Source organism: Salegentibacter holothuriorum (assembly GCF_900168045.1).
GTDB classification, from domain to species: Bacteria; Bacteroidota; Bacteroidia; order Flavobacteriales; family Flavobacteriaceae; genus Salegentibacter; species Salegentibacter holothuriorum.
The window spans coordinates 368,263-386,905 of the sequence record NZ_FUYY01000001.1; the positions used below are offsets into that span (position 1 = coordinate 368,263).

The following is an 18,643-nucleotide window of genomic DNA, read 5'->3' on the forward strand; positions in this document are numbered from 1 at the left end:
TTTCATAATACAAAGAATTAATGTAAGAATTATATTACAGTTTTGCAATATTTTTTGCAATGCTAAAATAGAATGTACTCCCCTCTCCTTCTTTAGACTCCACCGATATTTTGCCACCTAAATTTTCTATAATTTTTTTAGTTACCGCCAATCCCATTCCGGTACCGGAATATTCCTCACGACGATGTAAGCGTTGAAAGATGACGAAAATACGTTCAAAATATGCTTTATCTATACCAATACCATTATCTTGAATAGAGAAATCCCAGAAATCTTCAGTTTCATTGAATTTTATTTTTATTTCTGGATTCACACCTTCTTTACTATACTTAATTGAATTACCAATCAAATTCTGAAAGACCTGTCTTATGGGGCTTTTAGGCGCTTCAATTACCGGTAGATCTTCGGTTACGATATTCACATTTTTATCTGAAATCTTTTTTCTATATAAGTGCTTTACATCATCAAGTACATCATTAATATCTACTGTTTCCAGTTTGTCTTCTGTTCTACCTACCCTGGAAAATTCCAGGAGATCCAGAATAATTTGGCGCATCCTTTTTGCCCCGTCTACCGCAAATTCTATATATAAAAGTCCTTTTTCATCTAAAACTTCTCCATATTTCTTTTCTATTTGCGTAAGAAAGCTTGTTACCATACGTAATGGTTCCTGAAGATCATGAGAAGCTACATAGGCAAATTGTTCTAATTCGGCATTAGAAACCGCTAATTCTTTAGCTCGCTTTTTTAAATCTGAGTTTAATTTTTCCAGGGAATTTTCATATTGTTTCTTTCGGGTAATGTCTTGCATTGCCCCTACCATTCTTAATGCCTTTCCTTTTTTATCCCTAACCACAAAACCTCTATCAAAAACATTTAGATACTCCCCATTTATATTCCTATATCTATATTCTTCCTCCCATATTTCACTACCATCATCTAAAGCATTTTGAAAACTTGAATTAACTTTTTCGCGATCATCAGGATGAATGTTTTTATACCATACACTTAAATCTGGTGCTAAGGTTTTAGGTGTTTGCCCAAATAATTTTTCAAAACCTGGCCCCCAAACCACACTATTATTAACTAGATTATAATCCCAAATGGCATCAGATGTTGCTCTGGTCACATAGCGATAACGCTCGTTAGCTTCTTCAAGCTCTTTTTCATAGACCTTCAATTTTGTTAGGTCTCGAAGCACTCCAATCATTCTAATCGCATTTCCGGCTTCATCTCTAATTATATAACCATTTTCAATAATATCAAGAAAATTGCCTTCCTGGGTTTGAAAACGATATTCAGCATACCACTTATTGGTATTTTTGTCTTTGAGGGTTTTCTCCAACCCACGCGATATTCTATCTATATCTTCTGGATGAATTGATGCCACCCATTTATCAAAAGGAAATCTTTCATTTTGTTTTTGGAATTTAAACATCTTATAAAATCCATCTCCCCACGCTATATGATCTGTAGGAACATCCCAATCATACATCGCATCGTCTGTAGCTTTACTCACAAATTTATAGCGCTGATTACTACGTTTTAAAGCAATTTCGTTTAGTTGAAATTCTATAATTAATTGCAACAATCCCACAGAGCGACCAATCTTTCTTTCTTCCTGGCTCTTGTAAGGTAAAGGATCATGTTTATAAAAAACAGCTAGAATAGCCATGGTTTTCCCTTTTAAGTCTTTTAAAGGATAAGACCAGCAAGAATCAATTTTATTATTTAGTGCTAACGATTTTAAATTAGAATTTCCTGCTTGTTCTATTTTTGAAATAAGCGATTCACCATTTTTATCCAGCGAACATATTTCAGTATTTTCATTAATTATCCTGGCATCTAAGGCTTTATTTAATTTAGAAGGAATACCGCCAGAAGCCCAATTAAATAATTGATTATCTTCAACTTTTTGAATTATGAAATAAGAGTTAGGATTAATCTTTTCGAGATTGGTTAAATAAAAATTCAAAATCTTATTTAAGTGATATCTCTTTTTGAAATTCATCTCAAGCACCTCACGCTCCAGGTTCTCTAGCTCCCGGAATTGCTTCTTTTCGGTAACATCCCTGGCATTAGAAACTATACCTTTTACAGAGGGATCTTCTAGTAGATTTGTAAGAGTCGTCTCTAACCATATCCAGGTATTGTCTTTATGCCTGATTCTAAAGGGTTCAACCTCCACTCTCTTCTGTTTAATTACTTCCTCATAATCACTTTTAACTCGCTCTACATCGGCAAAGTGAATAAATTCGAAAGCATTTTTATTGTTAATTTCTTCTGAGGTATACCCCAAAACCGAAGTTGAAGTGGGGCTAACATATTCGTAATCACCATTTTTATCTAACAAGGCAATAAGATCACCACCATCCTGAACCAGGCCTTTAAAACGCTGTTCACTTAGTTGAAGTTGCTCTTCTACATGTTTTCTTTTGGAAATATCTGTGAGTATTCCCCTTAACCAGCGTACCTCTCCATTTTCTTTAATTACTGAAACCACATCCCTTAACCACAAATAACTCCCATCCTTTTTGAGCATCCTATATTCAAAACTGTGATTCTCCCCTTTTTTTGTTTGACCAACACAAAATTGAACAGCATCATCCCTATCTTTAGGGTGAATATGATCCTGCCAAAAGGAAGCATCACTGTACCATTCTTCTGGTTTATACCCCAACATTTCGGTAAGCTGGTGACTTACAAAGGTAAACTCAAATGTTCTTGCGTCCATTTCCCAAAAAATACCCTGAATACTTTGAATCAATCCCCGGTATTTCTCTTTCGTTTTATTAAGTTCAAATTCAGCTTCATATTTCTCCGAAACATCTATTCCAATACATTGAATTTCTGTAGGCTTACCCTTAGAGTCTGTTAGAGCTACAAAATCCCAAAGAGTTCTTCGAACGGTTCCGTCTCGTCGCTCTTTTCCTAGTTCTATCTGAATTACTTTATTTGGATTTTGCTTACATTTAACTACGGTTTTCTCGAGCTTTTCGTGATCGCTTTCTATAACAGTGGTTAAACAACTTTTGCCAATCAAAGTATCTTCTTTTATAACCCAGTGAAAATCTATTTCATATTTTTTATTGTAATAAGTGTATCTTCCTTCAGTATCTGTTCTAATCACATAATTGGTTTGTGATTCTAATAGGTTTCTTTGTCTGGACTCATTTAGTTGAAGAGCCTCATAAGCCAATTTTTCCTGGGTAACGTCCATTACTATACAGTCCCAAATTACGCTTCCATCTGAAAACTTATGAGGGGAACCAACACTCCTATTCCACCTAATTCCTTTTTCTGGATGCTTCACACGCCACTCATGAGACCATACACTTAAATTCGTGGCAGAATCTGAAATGCTTTGTTTAAGCAATTCCGAATCTGCTTCGTGAAATAACTCCCAAACTTTATCATTATCTCTAAATGCCTCCCTGGATGAAACACCCCAAATATCTATAGATCCTTCGCTAACATACATCAATTCATCTTCCCCATTAGGTTTAAGCTTATACCTAAATACAACTCCCGGAATGTTACTATTTATACTTTCAAGTCTTGTTTCAGCCAGCTTGCGTGAAGTAATATCTTGAGTAGCCCCATAAATACGAACACATTTCCCGGCTTTAAATTCAGTTTTACCAGTTGCTCTTATCCATTTATCTTTTTTTCTAGCAGTAGTGATTTCTAACTCTAGATCAAAACCTTCTCCAGTTTCAATGGCTTTTGAGACCGCATTTTTTATAGTATTTTGATCCCTGGTAGTTTTATAAAAATCTATAGCAGCATCTAATTTTGGTTTAAAATTCTGGGGTACTTCATGTATTTCCTTGACCATACTGGACCAATACACGGTATCACGTTCTAAATCAAATTCCCAGCTACCAATTTGGGCAACTTCCTGGGTCTCTTTTAATAGCTTCTCATTTCTCTGGAGACTTTTTAACGAAGCCTGCTCTTTCTCCTTAATGCCTATTGTTTCAGTAACATCACGAAACCTTTGTAAAATTAATTTTGAATCTCCGTTATTATTAATAGGAATACTATCTACTTCCCAAACTTTAGACTGGGAAATTCCGGTTTTAGTATCATAAAGCTTATACCTAAGTTCTAATATATGATCTGGTTTGCCAGATTCTAAGGCTTTTTCTAAAGATTTTCTAAGTATAGTTTTAAATTCCTGCCCGAGGGTTTGTTTGTTAAAGAAATCAAATAGGTCATTTCCTAAGAGCTGACTCTTTGTTACCCCCATTTTTTCTTCAAAAGAAAGATTTACCTCTAGTATTATAAATTCTTTCAAAACCGGCTTCAATAAAAGGCAGCTATCTGGAAAGGAATGAAATATTTCCTCTAATTGATTAGGGTTTATCATTATAAATGGGGTTATGAGGCTTAAGGTTTTTAATAAAAAATTATTCTTGCTTAAAATACTAAAATCTACGAAATTATTAAATTTTCCCTGACAAAATAGTAGCAAAGTTGAAGCTAATAATTTTGATTTTTGCTACGAAAAAGTTAGTTTTTAAACTAGACTAAAGATAGGAATTTCCTGAAACGAATAAGATATACCTTAAACCTAAAAAAGATCCTGCTTTAATTAAAACAGGATCTTTTTTAATAATTTAAAGCAAACTACTTCGTAGCAAGCCCACTAAGCATTAAATGGAAAAATATCGGATATCGAGGCAAGCCTCGGAATATGCTAATCTCGATTAAATAGTAAACCAATTATTCGTTTTCGTGCATAAATTTTTGTTTCCCAAGTAATTCTTCCACACTCTCTACGTGTTCATCATCAGGTACGCAGCAATCTACGGGACAAACCGCAGCACATTGTGGCTCTTCGTGAAATCCTTGACATTCTGTACACTTATCGGGCACAATATAATAGATCTCATCACTAACAGGTTCTTGTGCCTCATTAGCGTCTGCTTCTTTTCCATTAGGTAATACTATATTTCCTTCTAAATCTGTACCATCGGCATAACGCCAATCGTCTGCACCCTCATAAATAGCAGTATTTGGGCATTCGGGCTCGCAGGCTCCGCAATTAATGCATTCATCTGTTATAACAATTGCCATAGCTTTATTTCTTTGTAAATTAATTAACTTAAAACTTATGTGGTATTTCCCAGGTATTTTTAGGAGTTTGCCTGCTTAAGTTTTAATTTCGCGATACAAATTTAAAGCCATTGGCTATCATAACCAAATATGGAAATGACAATCGAAGAAAGAAAATCATATTTTGTTGAAGTAGGAAAATTCCTGAGTCTATTTGGGGGTGAGACTAATAATTCAGTAAAAATTACACCACAAAGCGAAAGATTTTTTAATGAATTAAATGATAAAATAGACCAGGCCATTCATTATAACGGTTGGTTTACACGCGAAAATGTGATTTTTTCACTTCAGCAGTGGAGCAAAGCGCTAACTACAAGCAATTTGGATACCTGGTTAAAATCTTATGAGTTTAGCCCGGAAAAACAAAAAACTGTAGCCATAGTAATGGCGGGAAATATTCCGCTAGTTGGATTTCACGACTTTATTTCGGTTTTAATTTCAGGACATAAAGTCTTGGTAAAACAATCTTCTAACGATAAACAATTGTTACCGGTAATTGCCGAATTTTTAATAGATATCGCTCCAGAATTCAAAAATCGAATAACATTTACAGAAGATAGACTGGGTGATTTTGATGCTGTTATCGCTACCGGAAGCAACAATACAGCACGTTATTTTGAATATTACTTCAAAGGAAAACCTAGCATTATTAGAAGAAACAGGAATTCCGTAGCCATTCTCACCGGTAAAGAAAGTAAAGAAGAACTGGAAGCCTTGGGCGAAGATATTTTTAGGTATTTTGGTTTAGGTTGTCGAAATGTATCTAAACTTTATGTTCCTAATGAGTATGATTTTGATGATTTCTTTAAATCAATTTACCCCTGGAACCCCTTAATGAATTCAGCTAAATATGCCAATAATTACGATTATAACAAAGCTGTGTATCTAATGAGTGAGTTCAAACTTTTAGAAAATGGCTTTCTAATTTTAAAAGAAGATGAGAGTTTTGGCTCTCCTATCGCTACTTTATTTTATGAAAAGTATGAAAATGAAGCACAATTGCAGGAAAAACTTCAGCAGAATAAAGAAAAACTACAATGCGTTGTAGGAAAGGAAGCTGATATTGATTTTGGCCAAACCCAACAACCAAAATTATGGGATTATGCTGATGGTGTAGATACTCTAAGATTTTTAGAGAAAATTTAAAGCACAATTCTTATCAGGCATCTCGATAGCATCGAATTAAAAACCATATAAGTGATCAACCACCAATAAACCAACTATGAAAAAACATAATTATAGCGCCGGCCCATGTATATTACCACAGGAAGTTTTTAAAGAAGCCGCACAAGGCATTTTAGACTACCAGGGATCAGGTTTGTCTATTATGGAAATTTCTCACCGTAGTGCTGCTTTTGTGGAGGTAATGGAAGAAGCCCGTAGTCTACCTTTAGAACTTTTAGGATTGAAAAACAAAGGCTACACCGCCTTATTTTTACAAGGTGGAGCGAGTATGCAATTTTTAATGACTGCCTATAATTTATTAAATAAAAAAGCAGCCTATCTCAATACCGGAACCTGGTCTTCTAAAGCGATAAAAGAAGCGAAACTTTTTGGAGAAGTGATTGAAGTCGCTTCTTCTAAAGATAAGAACTTCAACTATATTCCTAAAGATTACCAAATTCCAGCAGATGTAGATTACTTTCACTGCACCAGCAACAACACTATCTTCGGAACTCAAATAAAAAACTTTCCTGAAGTTGATGCGCCGCTAGTTTGTGATATGAGTAGTGATATATTTTCCAGGGAATTAGATTATTCAAAATTTGATCTTATTTACGCAGGTGCACAAAAAAATATGGGGCCGGCGGGAACTACCCTAGTGATAATTAAGGAAGATATATTGGGGAAAGTTGAGCGCGAAATTCCTTCCATGTTAAATTACCAAGTTCATTTAGAAAAAAACAGCATGTTTAATACCCCGGCTGTTTATGCCGTATATGTTTCGTTGTTAACTTTAAGATGGATCAAGAAAAATGGCGGTATTAAAGCTATGGAAAAAAGAAATGCTGAAAAAGCCGACTTACTATATAAAGAAATAGACCGAAATACATTATTTAAAGGTTTTGCTGAAGTAGAAGACCGTTCAGCAATGAATGCCACCTTTAACCTTACCGATGAAAGTAAAAAAGAAGCTTTTGATAAGCTTTGGAAGGATGCCGGAATCAACGGACTTAATGGTCACAGAAGTGTTGGTGGTTACCGTGCCTCTATGTACAACGCATTAGATATAGCAAGTGTAAAAGTTCTGGTTAACGCAATGCAACAATTAGAACAACAATCTAAGAAACATATAAATTAGGTCAGCATAATGTTGATCTAAAAAAACTATATATACAGGAAAATAATTTTAATCCTGTATCAAATTCCCGCATCAGGGATTAAAATATAAATAAATGAAGCCTGAAGATTTTTTTAATAAACCCACAATCCCTTCAAAACCTGAAAAAATTAAGATACTCGCTAACGACGGACTTGCCGAGGACGGTGTAGCACAACTTGAAAAAGCCGGTTTTGAAGTAATAAGCACTAAAGTAGCCCAGGAACAACTAGCCGAATATATAAACTCAAAGAATATAGCGGTTTTGTTGGTTCGTAGCGCTACCACGGTAGATAATACACTTATAGATTCCTGTAAAAATTTAAAATTAATAGGTCGCGGAGGCGTTGGTTTGGATAACATTGCCGTTGAATATGCCGAAAGTAAAGGAATTAAGGTAATTAATACTCCACATGCAGCTTCAGACTCTGTTGCCGAATTAGTGTTTGCACATCTTTTTAGCGGAGTCAGAAAATTATTTGATGCAAATAGGAATATGCCTTTAGAAGGTGAGTCCAGATTTAAGGAATTAAAAAAATCTTATTCCGCAGGAATAGAACTTAGAGGAAAAACCCTTGGAATTATTGGCTTTGGAAGAATTGGACGGAAAGTTGCTAAAATAGCTTTAGGCCTTGGAATGAAAGTTATTGCTAGCGATAAAGAGGAAGGAGAAGTAAATATTACTTTAGAATTCTACAATCACCAAAGTATTGCAATCCCTATTAAGACTGAACCCGTTGAAGAACTCATAAAACATTCAGATTTTATAACGCTGCACGTGCCGGCACAAACCAAACCATTAATTGGTAAAAAAGAGCTAGATGCAATGAAACCGGGTGTTGGTATAATTAATGCTGCCCGCGGCGGAGTAATCGATGAAGTCGCGCTTTTGGATGCAATAGAAGACGGGAAAGTTGCATTTTCTGGCTTAGACACTTTTGAGGCAGAGCCAAGACCAGCTATTAAGCTTTTAATGAACGAGAAGCTTTCATTGAGTCCGCATATTGGCGCTTCTACTCTTGAGGCGCAGCAGCGCATAGGATTAGAGCTTTCACAACAAATAATTTTACACTTCAAAAAATAGATTATAATAAAGCTTTAACGCACAATACTGTTTAAAAGCCGTAAATTCATTGCATAAAAGATACAATATATGGCTTCTATATTAGATTTATTGAACACGCAAATTGGAGAACAGTTGGTAAACAAAGCCAGCTCAAAAACTTCTGAAGATAAAGGAAAAGTAACTTCAGCCCTTGGAATGGCTTTGCCATTAATTCTTGGTGCGATGAAGCGAAATACTAAAAATCCTGAAGGTGCTGAAAATTTAGATAAAGCGCTGCAGAGTGAAAAACATAATGGTGACGTTTTAAACAATCTGGAAGACAGGGAAACCGAAGAACTTACTCGTGAAGGCAGTGATATTTTAGGCCATGTGCTGGGGTCAAAACAAAAAGGAATAAGCAAAACCATTGCCGGGACTTTAAATATGGAAGAAACTTCGGTAAATAAAATTATTGAAATGGCTGCACCGATTATCATGGGACTATTAGGCCAACAAAAGCGAAAAGACAATGTTGACGCCTCAGGATTACCTGGCTTATTGGGATCTGTAATGGGTTCCAATGCGTCTCACGATCAATCTTTAGTGGAAACTTTGTTAGATGCAGATGGTGACGGAAGTGTAATTGATGACGTAGCCGGTATGGTTTTAGGCGGTAAAAAAGGTAAAAAGGGCGGAAGTTTACTTGGTGGAATGTTAGGTGGCAAATAAAATCAGGTATAATTTTTGAACTAATTATTTTCACAAAACCCTGTAGAAGCAAATTACCTCAAGCCAAACCCCATAGGGTATTACATAGAAAAATTTTAAATTTCCGAACTAAACGTCTGGGTATTTAAATCTCGATTATCGAGTAAAAATTTGAATTAAAAAAATCTCACTTGGTGAGTAAAAAACAATAATGAAAAACTTCATTTATATATTATTACTAGGTTTATTCATCTACAGTTGTGGAAGCACAAGAAATAGAAATCTTGGTGATTCTCAAATTAATGAGGATACCGTGCGCATTGCGAACGATAGTTTGGAGTATGAAATTATTATTATTGAACCCGGTTTCAATTTATTTATAAACTCTATTGCGAGACCAGAAGGTTATTACTCACAGCAATATTTGGAAAACAAAAACAGATTTTTAGTTTCTGAATATAATCAGCGGGTTAGTCAGCCCCAAATATATAATCCTGATCTCTATCTTCAGGAAATAAATTACAATCCTTCAATAGATTATGGCTACGAAGTGAATTATTTACTTTACAATTACTTTGTATTTTTTAGTAGGCACTACAATCAAAAATTCTCGGTACCTACACGCATTTAACAGTGTTTATTTTAATTCTTCAAAGCTTTTAGTATTTTTGCCGTATGAATAAATTAAAAGAACGTTGGGGTATAGATTCTAATTGGCAAATATTTATAATTCTTGTAGTATTTGCTATCACGGGATCTGTATCAGCTAAATTGGCTGAACCTCTATGTAATTTCTTGGGTATTTATCAAACTACTTCCCACTGGGCTGTCTATTGGAGTGTCAGAATTTTTCTGATCTTTCCGATTTATCAGGTATTACTGGTAAGTTTCGGCTGGATCTTCGGCCAGTTTCAATTTTTTTGGGCTTTCCAAAAGAAAATGTTGAGCAGACTGGGACTTGCTAAATTATTTCAACAATAAAATTTGAAATTTTTTAAACACATATTTGTTTTCCTGGTAACGGCAATGTTACTAATGCCATCGGCTTTAAGCTTTTCGCATATCTTTAGCGGGCACGGGCATGAATTGTGTTTTAATTATGCCGATGAACATTTTCATGCAAGCAGCATAGATTGCGAATTGCATTCTTTCCATAAGAATCCTGCTCTGGCTGCGAGTTTCATTAATTTTGAACCTTTCGCAGAGAAGCGTGTAAAAAAACAATTTTTCGATTTTTATCAATTTTTAAGTGATTATCAGAGGCTTCCTTTCGAGCTTCGCGGTCCACCAATGGCTGCCTAACATTTCGATTTTTATTTGTTAGAAGTATAATTATTTAAAGAATTTATATGAAAAGTTTACTTTTCTCATTGCTATTTTTAGCAGTGAGCCCTATTATATATGCCCAAAATACTTTTTCGGGCAACATTACTAATGCAGCAACCGGAGAACCGGTATTTAGCGCAAATATTTATTTCCCAGAACTCGGTAAAGGCGATATGACTGATATTGATGGGGATTTCAGTATAGAAAATATTCCTAACGGGAAATTTAAGGTGGTGGTTTCATCTGTTGGATTCGCTACTTATTCCAACGAAATAGACTTTCCAGGAACTTCCAATTTAAATATCGCATTGGAAAAATCGGCCATAGAAATGGAAGAAGTGATTGTTTCTACTCCTTTTCACCAATTACAGAGTGAAAATGTGATGCGCGTAGAACGGGAAAATGTCGCAGACTTAAATCAAAAAGGCGCTCTCACATTAAGTGACGGAGTTTCTCAAATTGCCGGAGTAGAAAGTTTAACTACCGGGGTGGGAATTGGAAAACCGGTAATAAGAGGTTTAAGCTCTAACAGGGTTTTGGTTTATACACAGGGAGTTAGATTGGAAAATCAACAATATGGAGATGAACATGGGCTTGGAATAAGCTCTAAGGGTATTGAAAGCGTTGAGGTTATAAAAGGACCTGCTTCCCTACTCTACGGAAGCGATGCTATTGGTGGTGTACTATACTTAAACCCTGAACGCTATGCAGCAGAAAATAAAACCAATGCTGAAGCAGATATCAACTATTTCAGTAATACTCAAGGTTACCAGGGAAGTGTTATGGCTAAGACTTCCGGAGAAAAATTAAAGTTTCTTGCACGTGGAAGTTACGCTGCACATAGTGATTATGAGACAGGAACCGGGGAAAGAGTTACCAATACCCGTTTTAATGAAACCGATTTTAAAACAGGAGTTGGCTACCAGGATGCTAAGTTTAAAACCGATTTAAGGTATAATTTCAATAAATCTAATATTGGAATCCCTGAAGAGATTGGTGCACAATCTACAGATAAAGAGCCTCTTCTTCCCTATCAGGAAATAGATAATCATATTTTAAGTTTAGATAACAAAATTTACTTCAATAATTCGAGTATTGATGTTAAGATTGGTTATCAATATAACAATAGAAAAGAATTTGAGGAACATCATCATGAAGAGGAACACAGCGAAGAGGAAGAACACGCTGAAGAGGAGCACGAAGAGGAAAGTGTAGACCATCCGGCTTTAGAGATGCATCTTGAAACCTTAAATTATAACGTGAAATACAATTTACCACGAACTGGAAGATTTGAAACTATTTTGGGAGTTCAGGGAATGCACCAAACCAATACCAATTACGGTGAAGAGCTTTTAATTCCTGATGCAACAACAACAGATTTTGGCGTATTTGCAACTACCCACTTGCATTTTGATAGGTGGGATTTTCAGGGAGGAATTAGGTATGATCTAAGAAATATTGATAGCGAAGCGGTAGCCCCTCACGAAGAGGAACACGCTGAAGGAGAACATGAAGAGGGAGAAGAGCACGCACATGAAACTGGCGAAATTTTAGCGGTAGATAAGTCTTATAAGAGCATAAACGGAGCTCTAGGGGCAAAATATATAATTACCGATAAGCTAAGCGCGCGTTTAAATCTTGCTACCGGTTTTCGAGCTCCCAACCTATCTGAATTAACTTCTAATGGAGCCCATCACGGAACTAATAGATATGAAGTTGGAGATCAAACTCTGAATAACGAACAGAATTTTCAGGTAGATCTTTCTTTAGAGTGGCGAAATAAACATTTTGAAGCTTTTGTAAACGGATTTCATAACTCCATAAGCGATTATATTTATTTGCAACCTACCGGAGAATTGATTGAAGAAAACCCTGTTTTTGAATATACACAGAATAATGCTGAGTTATACGGTGGGGAAATTGGACTTCACATTCACCCGCACCCATTAGATTGGTTGCACCTGGAAAGTAGTTTTGAAACTGTTACAGGGAAGAGAAATAATGGGGAATATTTACCTTTAATACCAGCGAACTCAATTACCAATACTTTTAGAGTAGAGTTTGAGAGTCCTGAAAACAAGGTGCAGGGCAAATATGCATTTGTACGATTAAAAAATGTTTTTGATCAAAATAATGTAAGTGCTTTTGAAACCCGAACCGGAGGCTACGGGCTTCTAGGTGTAGGATTTGGAGGTGAGTTTGCTATGAACTCTACAAAAATGAGCATTGGAGTAAGCGCGAATAATATTTTAAATAAAGATTATATCTCGCACCTTTCTCGTTTAAAGCCAGACGGTATTTCTAATATTGGTAGAAATATTTCGGTTTCGGTTAGATGGTTGCTTTAATAGTTTGTCTAAGAAATTTTCCAAACCGTCAACCTGAGCTTGTTTCTTAATCCAAAAGGTTAAATTAAGAAGTTAAACCAGGTTATATTTAAACCAAAAAGGCCTCACAAATTTCAAAAACTTATGAGGCCTTTTTATTTTTGATTGTCTTTTATATAACTATTTTCTTTTTCCCCTCTACTTCAGGGTTATTGTCTTCTATATTATCTATATGGGTTAAGTCCTTCTTTTTTCTTTTTTTTATAAAGTTATAAGCAGCAATTCCTGCGCCTGCCGCTAATGCGCCAACTCCAAGTACGCTTGCCGGTTTCTTAAGTACTGCTTTTCCCGCTTTAAAAATAACGGCTCTTTTAAGCCATTTTACTCCTTTTTCAACTACTTGATTATTCATAATTTATGTTTATTGGTTGATAGCATTTTTTCACTAATTTAAATATCGCAGTAATTCCTTAGGATAAGCGTTAAAGAGATTTCAAATAACACAGTTTTAACGGTATGAAGTTTCTTTACAAAATTCAGTGTAAAATTTTAACTAAAAGAAGTAAGCTTCCTGGCATATCTTTCTGAAGCCGAATTAATTTGAGCACCTAATAAAACCGTAAAACATGTAATAGAAAGCCATAGCATCATTATAACTACTGCCGCAATAGAGCCGTAAACCTCCCCATAACTTCCAAAATTACTCACGTAGAATGAAAATCCCCAGGAAGCGACTAACCATAGAATAGTTGCAACCAGAGCTCCGGGAATTACCCATTTTAGTTTAGGATTAGTTCTGGCCGGGGCATACTTATAAATAACACAAAGGAAAAAACCAACAATGATAGCCAAAAGGGGCCAACGTAACCAGTTAATGAGGACTTCAATATTTTTGGGTAAACCGAATTGGCCTACAATAGCAGGAAAGGCTACAATTAAACCCATACTTAGAATTATCTGTATGATGGCGCCAAAAGTAAATAATAGGGTCAGTGCATTTTCTTTTATAAAACCACGTTTACTGTGGGTGTCGTAAGCTACATTTACACCCCTAAACAAAGATTTCATCCCCTTATTTGCACTCCAAATACTAAAGACTATCCCCAATGCCATTCCCCAACCCAGGGTACTTCCTGAAGTAGAGATAAATTCCTGTAACCTATCTTCTACAATACCAAAAGCTTGCTCTGGAATCATAGACCCAATTTGTGTTAATTGTTCTTCAATTTGAGACGGACTCACCGCTAAACCATAGATAGAAACCAAAGCCATTATGGCCGGAAAAATCGCCAAAAATGAATAGAAAGCTACTCCCGCCGAAACTATTCCCAGATTGTTTTCGTCAATTTTGTCTTTTATTATAAATGCTATTTTCTTCCATCCGGAAAATGATATTTTTGATGGTTTAGAAATTTCTGGCCTGCCGTTTTCAAATTCTGACATTTTATACATTTTACTTTTTAAACAAACTACCTGAGGGAAAATCTGGGAGTATTTAAATACTCTATGATCTAGTAAAATACATAAATACCTCTAAACCAAATAAAAATAGCTGTTAAAGGCGCTTTAAAAATTTAATTAAAACAAAAAAGGGATCCCGATATGAGATCCCCTTGTAGTAATAAACTATAATTTGTAAAAGTTCTAATCTATAATTTCAACATCAATCACCCTATTATTTTCTTGTTTGTTCTTACCCCAAACAAAAGTATAGAAGTACATTAAGGTAAAAGTTGGAATAATATCGGTTCCAGGAAGAATCTCTTCTATAAATACAAGTACCGATGCTACTTTTCCTTTTTTACCTGGGTACATTTCACCCATTTTCCTGGCGGCATAAGGAGCCCATAATAGATCTAGAAAAGGGCCTACTAATGGAATTGCCATGGTGACCATACCTAATGCATCATAAACAAGTCCTTTTATAAATAATTTATCTTTTAATAATTTCATTTTGATTGCTTTTATCCTAATTAAAGCAAATAAAGTGCCAATATCCTATTTAAGATTTGAGCTAATAAGTTTTAAAAATTCATTCCTGGTTTCTATTTTTTCAAACTGCCCCCTAAAGCCTGAAGTGGTTGTAGCACTATTTTGCTTTTGTACACCACGCATCATCATACACATATGTACGGCCTCTATCACTACCGCAACTCCTTTAGGTTTCATGGTTTTATTTATACATTCCAGGATATCATGGGTTAAACGTTCCTGCACTTGCAATCTTCTTGCAAAAACATCTACAACCCTTGGTAATTTGCTTAAACCTACAATATGTCCATCAGGAATATAAGCTATATGAGCTTTTCCGAAGAAAGGCAACATATGGTGCTCACACATAGAGTACAGCTCGATGTCTTTTACCACCACCATTTCGTCATAACTCTCCTTGAACATAGCTTTTTTTAAAATGGCTTCTGCATCCATTTTATAGCCCTGCGTTAAAAACTGCATAGCCTTAGCTGCTCTTTCAGGTGTTTTCTCTATCCCTTCGCGCTGAACATCCTCTCCTATTCCCTCAAGGATATTTTTATAATTCTCCTGAAGCCCATCGGTAACTTCAATATTATATTCTTCTTTAAATTTGTAAGCCATCTTTTTTATTTCAATTTGTCTGCAAAGACTTCGGTTAGTTTTTTTATTTTGGGATCTATTATAAACTGGCAATACGGTTGCTGCCTGTGCTGGTTATAGAAATCCTGGTGCTCTTTTTCGGCAATATAAAAATCTTTTACCGCAGTGATTTCGGTAACGATTTTCTTATCAAAAATTCCCTTTTCTTCAAGCTCTTCAATTACACTTTCAGCTATTTCTTTTTGGTTTTCTGAATGATAAAATACCGCACTTCTATATTGAGTGCCTACATCATTTTGTTGGCGGTTAAGGGTGGTAGGATCATGTGTTGCAAAGAAAACGTACAATAATTCCTGAAAGCTTATTACCTCTGGATTATATCTAATTTGAATAGCCTCGGCGTGGCCGGTTCTCCCGGTAATAATTTCCCGATAAGCAGGGTTTTTTATATTTCCCCCCGTAAATCCCGAAAGCACCGCTTCTACCCCTTTTAAACGTTGGAAAACAGCTTCTGTACACCAAAAGCAACCTCCTGCTAAAGTTGCAAGTTCTAAATTTTCTGAATTCATAAATTAATTTTGTTTAGCAAATTTAAGGTATTAATAAACAAAAATACCGAGTTTAACTTGATTTTAAATTATAGCTTGTTCTCCATTGAGAACTATGATATATTTGAACTCATTTCTAGCAAATCAACAATTAATGCATTCTAAATTCTGGTTTATTTCAATATTTTTCATTTTTACGCATCAAATTTCTGCGCAAGTTAATAGTCTTCCGCGTAAAAATTATATGGCCGTAGAAACACAAAAAGCTCCTACAATAGATGGAATTTTAGACGACCAGGCCTGGAACAAAGTGCCTGTGGCGAATAATTTTGTCATGTACTATCCCGGAGATGGAGATCCAATACCCGAAACGCATAAAACTATTGTAAAAGTAGTCTATGATGATAACGCCCTTTATATAGCCGCTACTTTAATTGACAAAAATGCAGCAAATATTGTAAAGCAATTTACCCAAAGAGATAATTTGGAACAAAGTGATTATTTCCAGGTAGATATTAATACTTATGATGATGGTGAAAACCAAATTAGATTTGCAGTAACAGCGGCTGGAACCCGCGCTGATGCTAAAATAAGTGGGGAAAACGAAGATTTTGGTTTTAATATCGTTTGGGATGCAGCGGTTTCTCAAGATCAAAATGGCTGGTACGCCGAGATGCGTATTCCTTATGCTGCACTACGATTTCCGGAAAGCAATGCACAGGTATGGGGAATTCAATTTTTAAGACAAATTTCTCATGAAAATCAAAGTTATACCTGGAATTATGTAAATAAAGCTGTAGGAAAAATGAGCCAGCAAACAGGCTTAATTAGTGGAATAAAAAATATAAACCCTCCTACCCGATTGAGTTTCTACCCTTATACTTCTGCTGAAGTAGATAGATTTGATGGGGAAACCGAAACTAATTTTAATGCCGGTTTGGATGTTAAATACGGGATCAGCAAGGCATTTACCTTAGATATGACTTTGATTCCGGATTTTGGTCAAACTGCTTACGATGACGTAGAACTCAATTTGGGGCCATTTGAGCAAATATTTGGAGAAAATCGTGCTTTTTTTACTGAAGGAACTGAGCTTTTTACAAAAGGAGATCTCTTTTATTCAAGACGTGTGGGAAATACTCCTATTGGATTTAATGCGGCACAACGGGAAAAGCTTGAGAACGAAGAAATTCTTGAAAACCCAGAAAGAACCGATCTTATAAATGCATTAAAAGTTTCGGGAAGAACAGAGCGCGGCCTTGGGGTTGGTTTTTTTAATGCAGTGACAGCTGAAACTAAAGCCATTTTTAGAGATACCCTCACCGGTAATAACCGCGAAAAAGTGACCGAACCACTGGCTAACTATAATATTTTAGTCCTGGACCAGCGTTTTAACAAGAACTCTTCTATTAGTTTAATAAACACGAATGTTACAAGAGAGGGACATTTTAGAGATGGTAATGTAACCGGTTTTCTTTTTGATGTTTTTAATAAATCGAATTCCTTTAATGTAACCGGAGAAGCAAAAATGAGCAATGTGAACTTACCGGGACAAAATGAAACCGGCTTTGCTTCTGAATTTTCATTAAATCGAACTAAAGGCAATTTCAGGTATGGCATTTCTCACGAATTAGCCAATGAAACCTATGACATTAATGACCTGGGCATTAGTTTCACCAATAATTATAATAATTTTTATTTGAACACTTCCTATCAAATTTTCGAGCCTAGCGGAGTTTTCAATCAATATAATATAAAGGTTTATGCCAATCATCAACGTAGATACCGCCCAGATATAAATGTAGCCAGCGGTGGCGGCGCAAGCATATTTGCTATGACCCGGGAAAGATTTGCCTTTGGTGGTTTTGCCGAAGTGAATTCGGCCTTTAAAGACTTTTTTGAACCGCGAAGAGCGAATACTTTTATTACCTACCAGCCAAACTTTAAAGGAAACGCGTGGGTCTCTTCAGACTATAGAAAGAAATTAGCTTTAGATATTCGTTCAACTTACCAGGTTTTTGGTGAGAATTCGCGCAAAAGTTTCAATTTTATCTTTAAGCCCAGAATTCGGATTAGCGATAAATTCCTGGTAATTTATGGTTTTGAATACGATAATGAGATTAATCGCCCCAGCTTCGTCACGCTTCAGCCTCGCGATATTATTTTTGGGAACAGAGATATGAGAAGTTTTGAAAATTCGCTGCAGGCAAATTATAACTTTACCACAAGACAGGGTTTAAGTTTAAGCTTTCGGCACTTTTGGTCGGTAGCTCAATTTCAGGAAGGTACATTTTCGAAATTAAATAAAGGTGGAAGTTTGTTATCAGTAAATTATAATCCTGAAGAAAATTACAATCCTGATGCTAATTTTAATATTTGGAACCTTGATCTAAGTTATCGTTGGCAATTTGCACCCGGTAGTGAAGCTATTTTATTATACAGAAATTCAATTTTTAATCAAGATGAATTGAGTAATCTCAATTTTCAACAAAGTTTAGATAATCTTTTTGCAAAACCTGCAAGACATAATCTTAGTCTGCGTATTGTATATTATATAGACTATAACCAGTTTAAAAACATATTCAGTTCTTAGCTTGGGGATTTTCCTTAATTTGGCTAATTTTCACCAGCCCTAAATAAAACTATCTCAAAACAGATTGTAAAAAACTTTATT

General features: G+C 35.4%; 16 protein-coding genes. 9 read left to right on the forward strand and 7 right to left on the reverse strand.

Features of this window, described 5'->3' with window-relative positions; translation table 11 throughout:
* Positions 1-34 precede the first annotated feature (34 nt).
* Both B5X51_RS01665 and B5X51_RS01670 read right to left on the reverse strand, forming a co-directional pair.
* Positions 35-4,372 carry a PAS domain-containing sensor histidine kinase gene (locus tag B5X51_RS01665; RefSeq protein WP_079719125.1) on the reverse strand — a complete coding sequence of 1,446 codons (4,338 nt, stop codon included), beginning with the start codon at positions 4,370-4,372 and terminating at the stop codon, positions 35-37.
* Between the two features lie 356 nt (positions 4,373-4,728).
* Positions 4,729-5,082 carry a 4Fe-4S dicluster domain-containing protein gene (locus tag B5X51_RS01670; protein ID WP_079719126.1) on the reverse strand — a complete coding sequence of 118 codons (354 nt, stop codon included), beginning with the start codon at positions 5,080-5,082 and terminating at the stop codon, positions 4,729-4,731.
* 135 nt (positions 5,083-5,217) lie between these two features.
* On the opposite strand from B5X51_RS01670, the gene B5X51_RS01675 reads away from it, so the two are divergent.
* The 8 genes from B5X51_RS01675 to B5X51_RS01710 all read left to right on the forward strand — a co-directional run bounded on the left by B5X51_RS01675 (position 5,218) and on the right by B5X51_RS01710 (position 12,868).
* Entirely contained in the window at positions 5,218-6,267 is a 1,050-nt protein-coding gene (locus B5X51_RS01675; RefSeq protein WP_176132723.1) for an acyl-CoA reductase, read from the forward strand.
* Positions 6,268-6,343: 76 nt separating this feature from the next.
* Positions 6,344-7,423 carry a 3-phosphoserine/phosphohydroxythreonine transaminase gene (gene serC, locus B5X51_RS01680; RefSeq protein ID WP_079719128.1) on the forward strand — a complete coding sequence of 360 codons (1,080 nt, stop codon included), beginning with the start codon at positions 6,344-6,346 and terminating at the stop codon, positions 7,421-7,423.
* A gap of 148 nt (positions 7,424-7,571) precedes the next feature.
* Entirely contained in the window at positions 7,572-8,525 is a 954-nt protein-coding gene (locus tag B5X51_RS01685; RefSeq protein ID WP_079719661.1) for a D-2-hydroxyacid dehydrogenase, read from the forward strand.
* Positions 8,526-8,594: 69 nt separating this feature from the next.
* Positions 8,595-9,215 carry a DUF937 domain-containing protein gene (locus tag B5X51_RS01690; RefSeq protein WP_079719129.1) on the forward strand — a complete coding sequence of 207 codons (621 nt, stop codon included), beginning with the start codon at positions 8,595-8,597 and terminating at the stop codon, positions 9,213-9,215.
* 190 nt (positions 9,216-9,405) lie between these two features.
* Positions 9,406-9,825, forward strand: coding sequence for a DUF6146 family protein (locus B5X51_RS01695; RefSeq protein WP_079719130.1), 420 nt, complete (start codon positions 9,406-9,408; stop codon positions 9,823-9,825).
* 44 nt (positions 9,826-9,869) lie between these two features.
* Positions 9,870-10,175: a DUF6787 family protein gene (locus B5X51_RS16005; protein ID WP_079719131.1), complete on the forward strand. Its 306-nt coding sequence runs from the start codon at positions 9,870-9,872 to the stop codon at positions 10,173-10,175.
* A 3-nt stretch (positions 10,176-10,178) separates the two neighbouring features.
* Entirely contained in the window at positions 10,179-10,496 is a 318-nt protein-coding gene (locus B5X51_RS01705) for a hypothetical protein (protein ID WP_139374814.1), read from the forward strand.
* A 47-nt stretch (positions 10,497-10,543) separates the two neighbouring features.
* Complete coding sequence (locus B5X51_RS01710) at positions 10,544-12,868, forward strand: TonB-dependent receptor (RefSeq protein ID WP_079719133.1); 2,325 nt, start codon at positions 10,544-10,546, stop codon at positions 12,866-12,868.
* 151 nt (positions 12,869-13,019) lie between these two features.
* On the opposite strand, the gene B5X51_RS01715 is transcribed toward B5X51_RS01710, so the two are convergent.
* The 5 genes from B5X51_RS01715 to msrA form a co-directional block, all read right to left on the reverse strand.
* Positions 13,020-13,259: a hypothetical protein gene (locus B5X51_RS01715; RefSeq protein ID WP_079719134.1), complete on the reverse strand. Its 240-nt coding sequence runs from the start codon at positions 13,257-13,259 to the stop codon at positions 13,020-13,022.
* A gap of 137 nt (positions 13,260-13,396) precedes the next feature.
* Entirely contained in the window at positions 13,397-14,290 is an 894-nt protein-coding gene (locus B5X51_RS01720; RefSeq protein ID WP_079719135.1) for a YihY/virulence factor BrkB family protein, read from the reverse strand.
* Positions 14,291-14,491: 201 nt separating this feature from the next.
* Positions 14,492-14,800, reverse strand: a complete 309-nt coding sequence (locus B5X51_RS01725) for a hypothetical protein (protein ID WP_079719136.1) — start codon at positions 14,798-14,800, stop codon at positions 14,492-14,494.
* Positions 14,801-14,845: 45 nt separating this feature from the next.
* Positions 14,846-15,442 (reverse strand): GTP cyclohydrolase I FolE, encoded by a 597-nt coding sequence (folE, locus tag B5X51_RS01730; protein WP_079719137.1) that lies wholly within the window; start codon positions 15,440-15,442, stop codon positions 14,846-14,848.
* A 5-nt stretch (positions 15,443-15,447) separates the two neighbouring features.
* Positions 15,448-15,990 (reverse strand): peptide-methionine (S)-S-oxide reductase MsrA, encoded by a 543-nt coding sequence (gene msrA / locus B5X51_RS01735; protein ID WP_079719138.1) that lies wholly within the window; start codon positions 15,988-15,990, stop codon positions 15,448-15,450.
* A gap of 133 nt (positions 15,991-16,123) precedes the next feature.
* Here msrA and B5X51_RS01740 point away from each other — a divergent pair, with 133 nt between their 5' ends.
* Positions 16,124-18,562, forward strand: a complete 2,439-nt coding sequence (locus tag B5X51_RS01740; RefSeq protein ID WP_079719139.1) for a DUF5916 domain-containing protein — start codon at positions 16,124-16,126, stop codon at positions 18,560-18,562.
* Positions 18,563-18,643 lie beyond the last annotated feature (81 nt).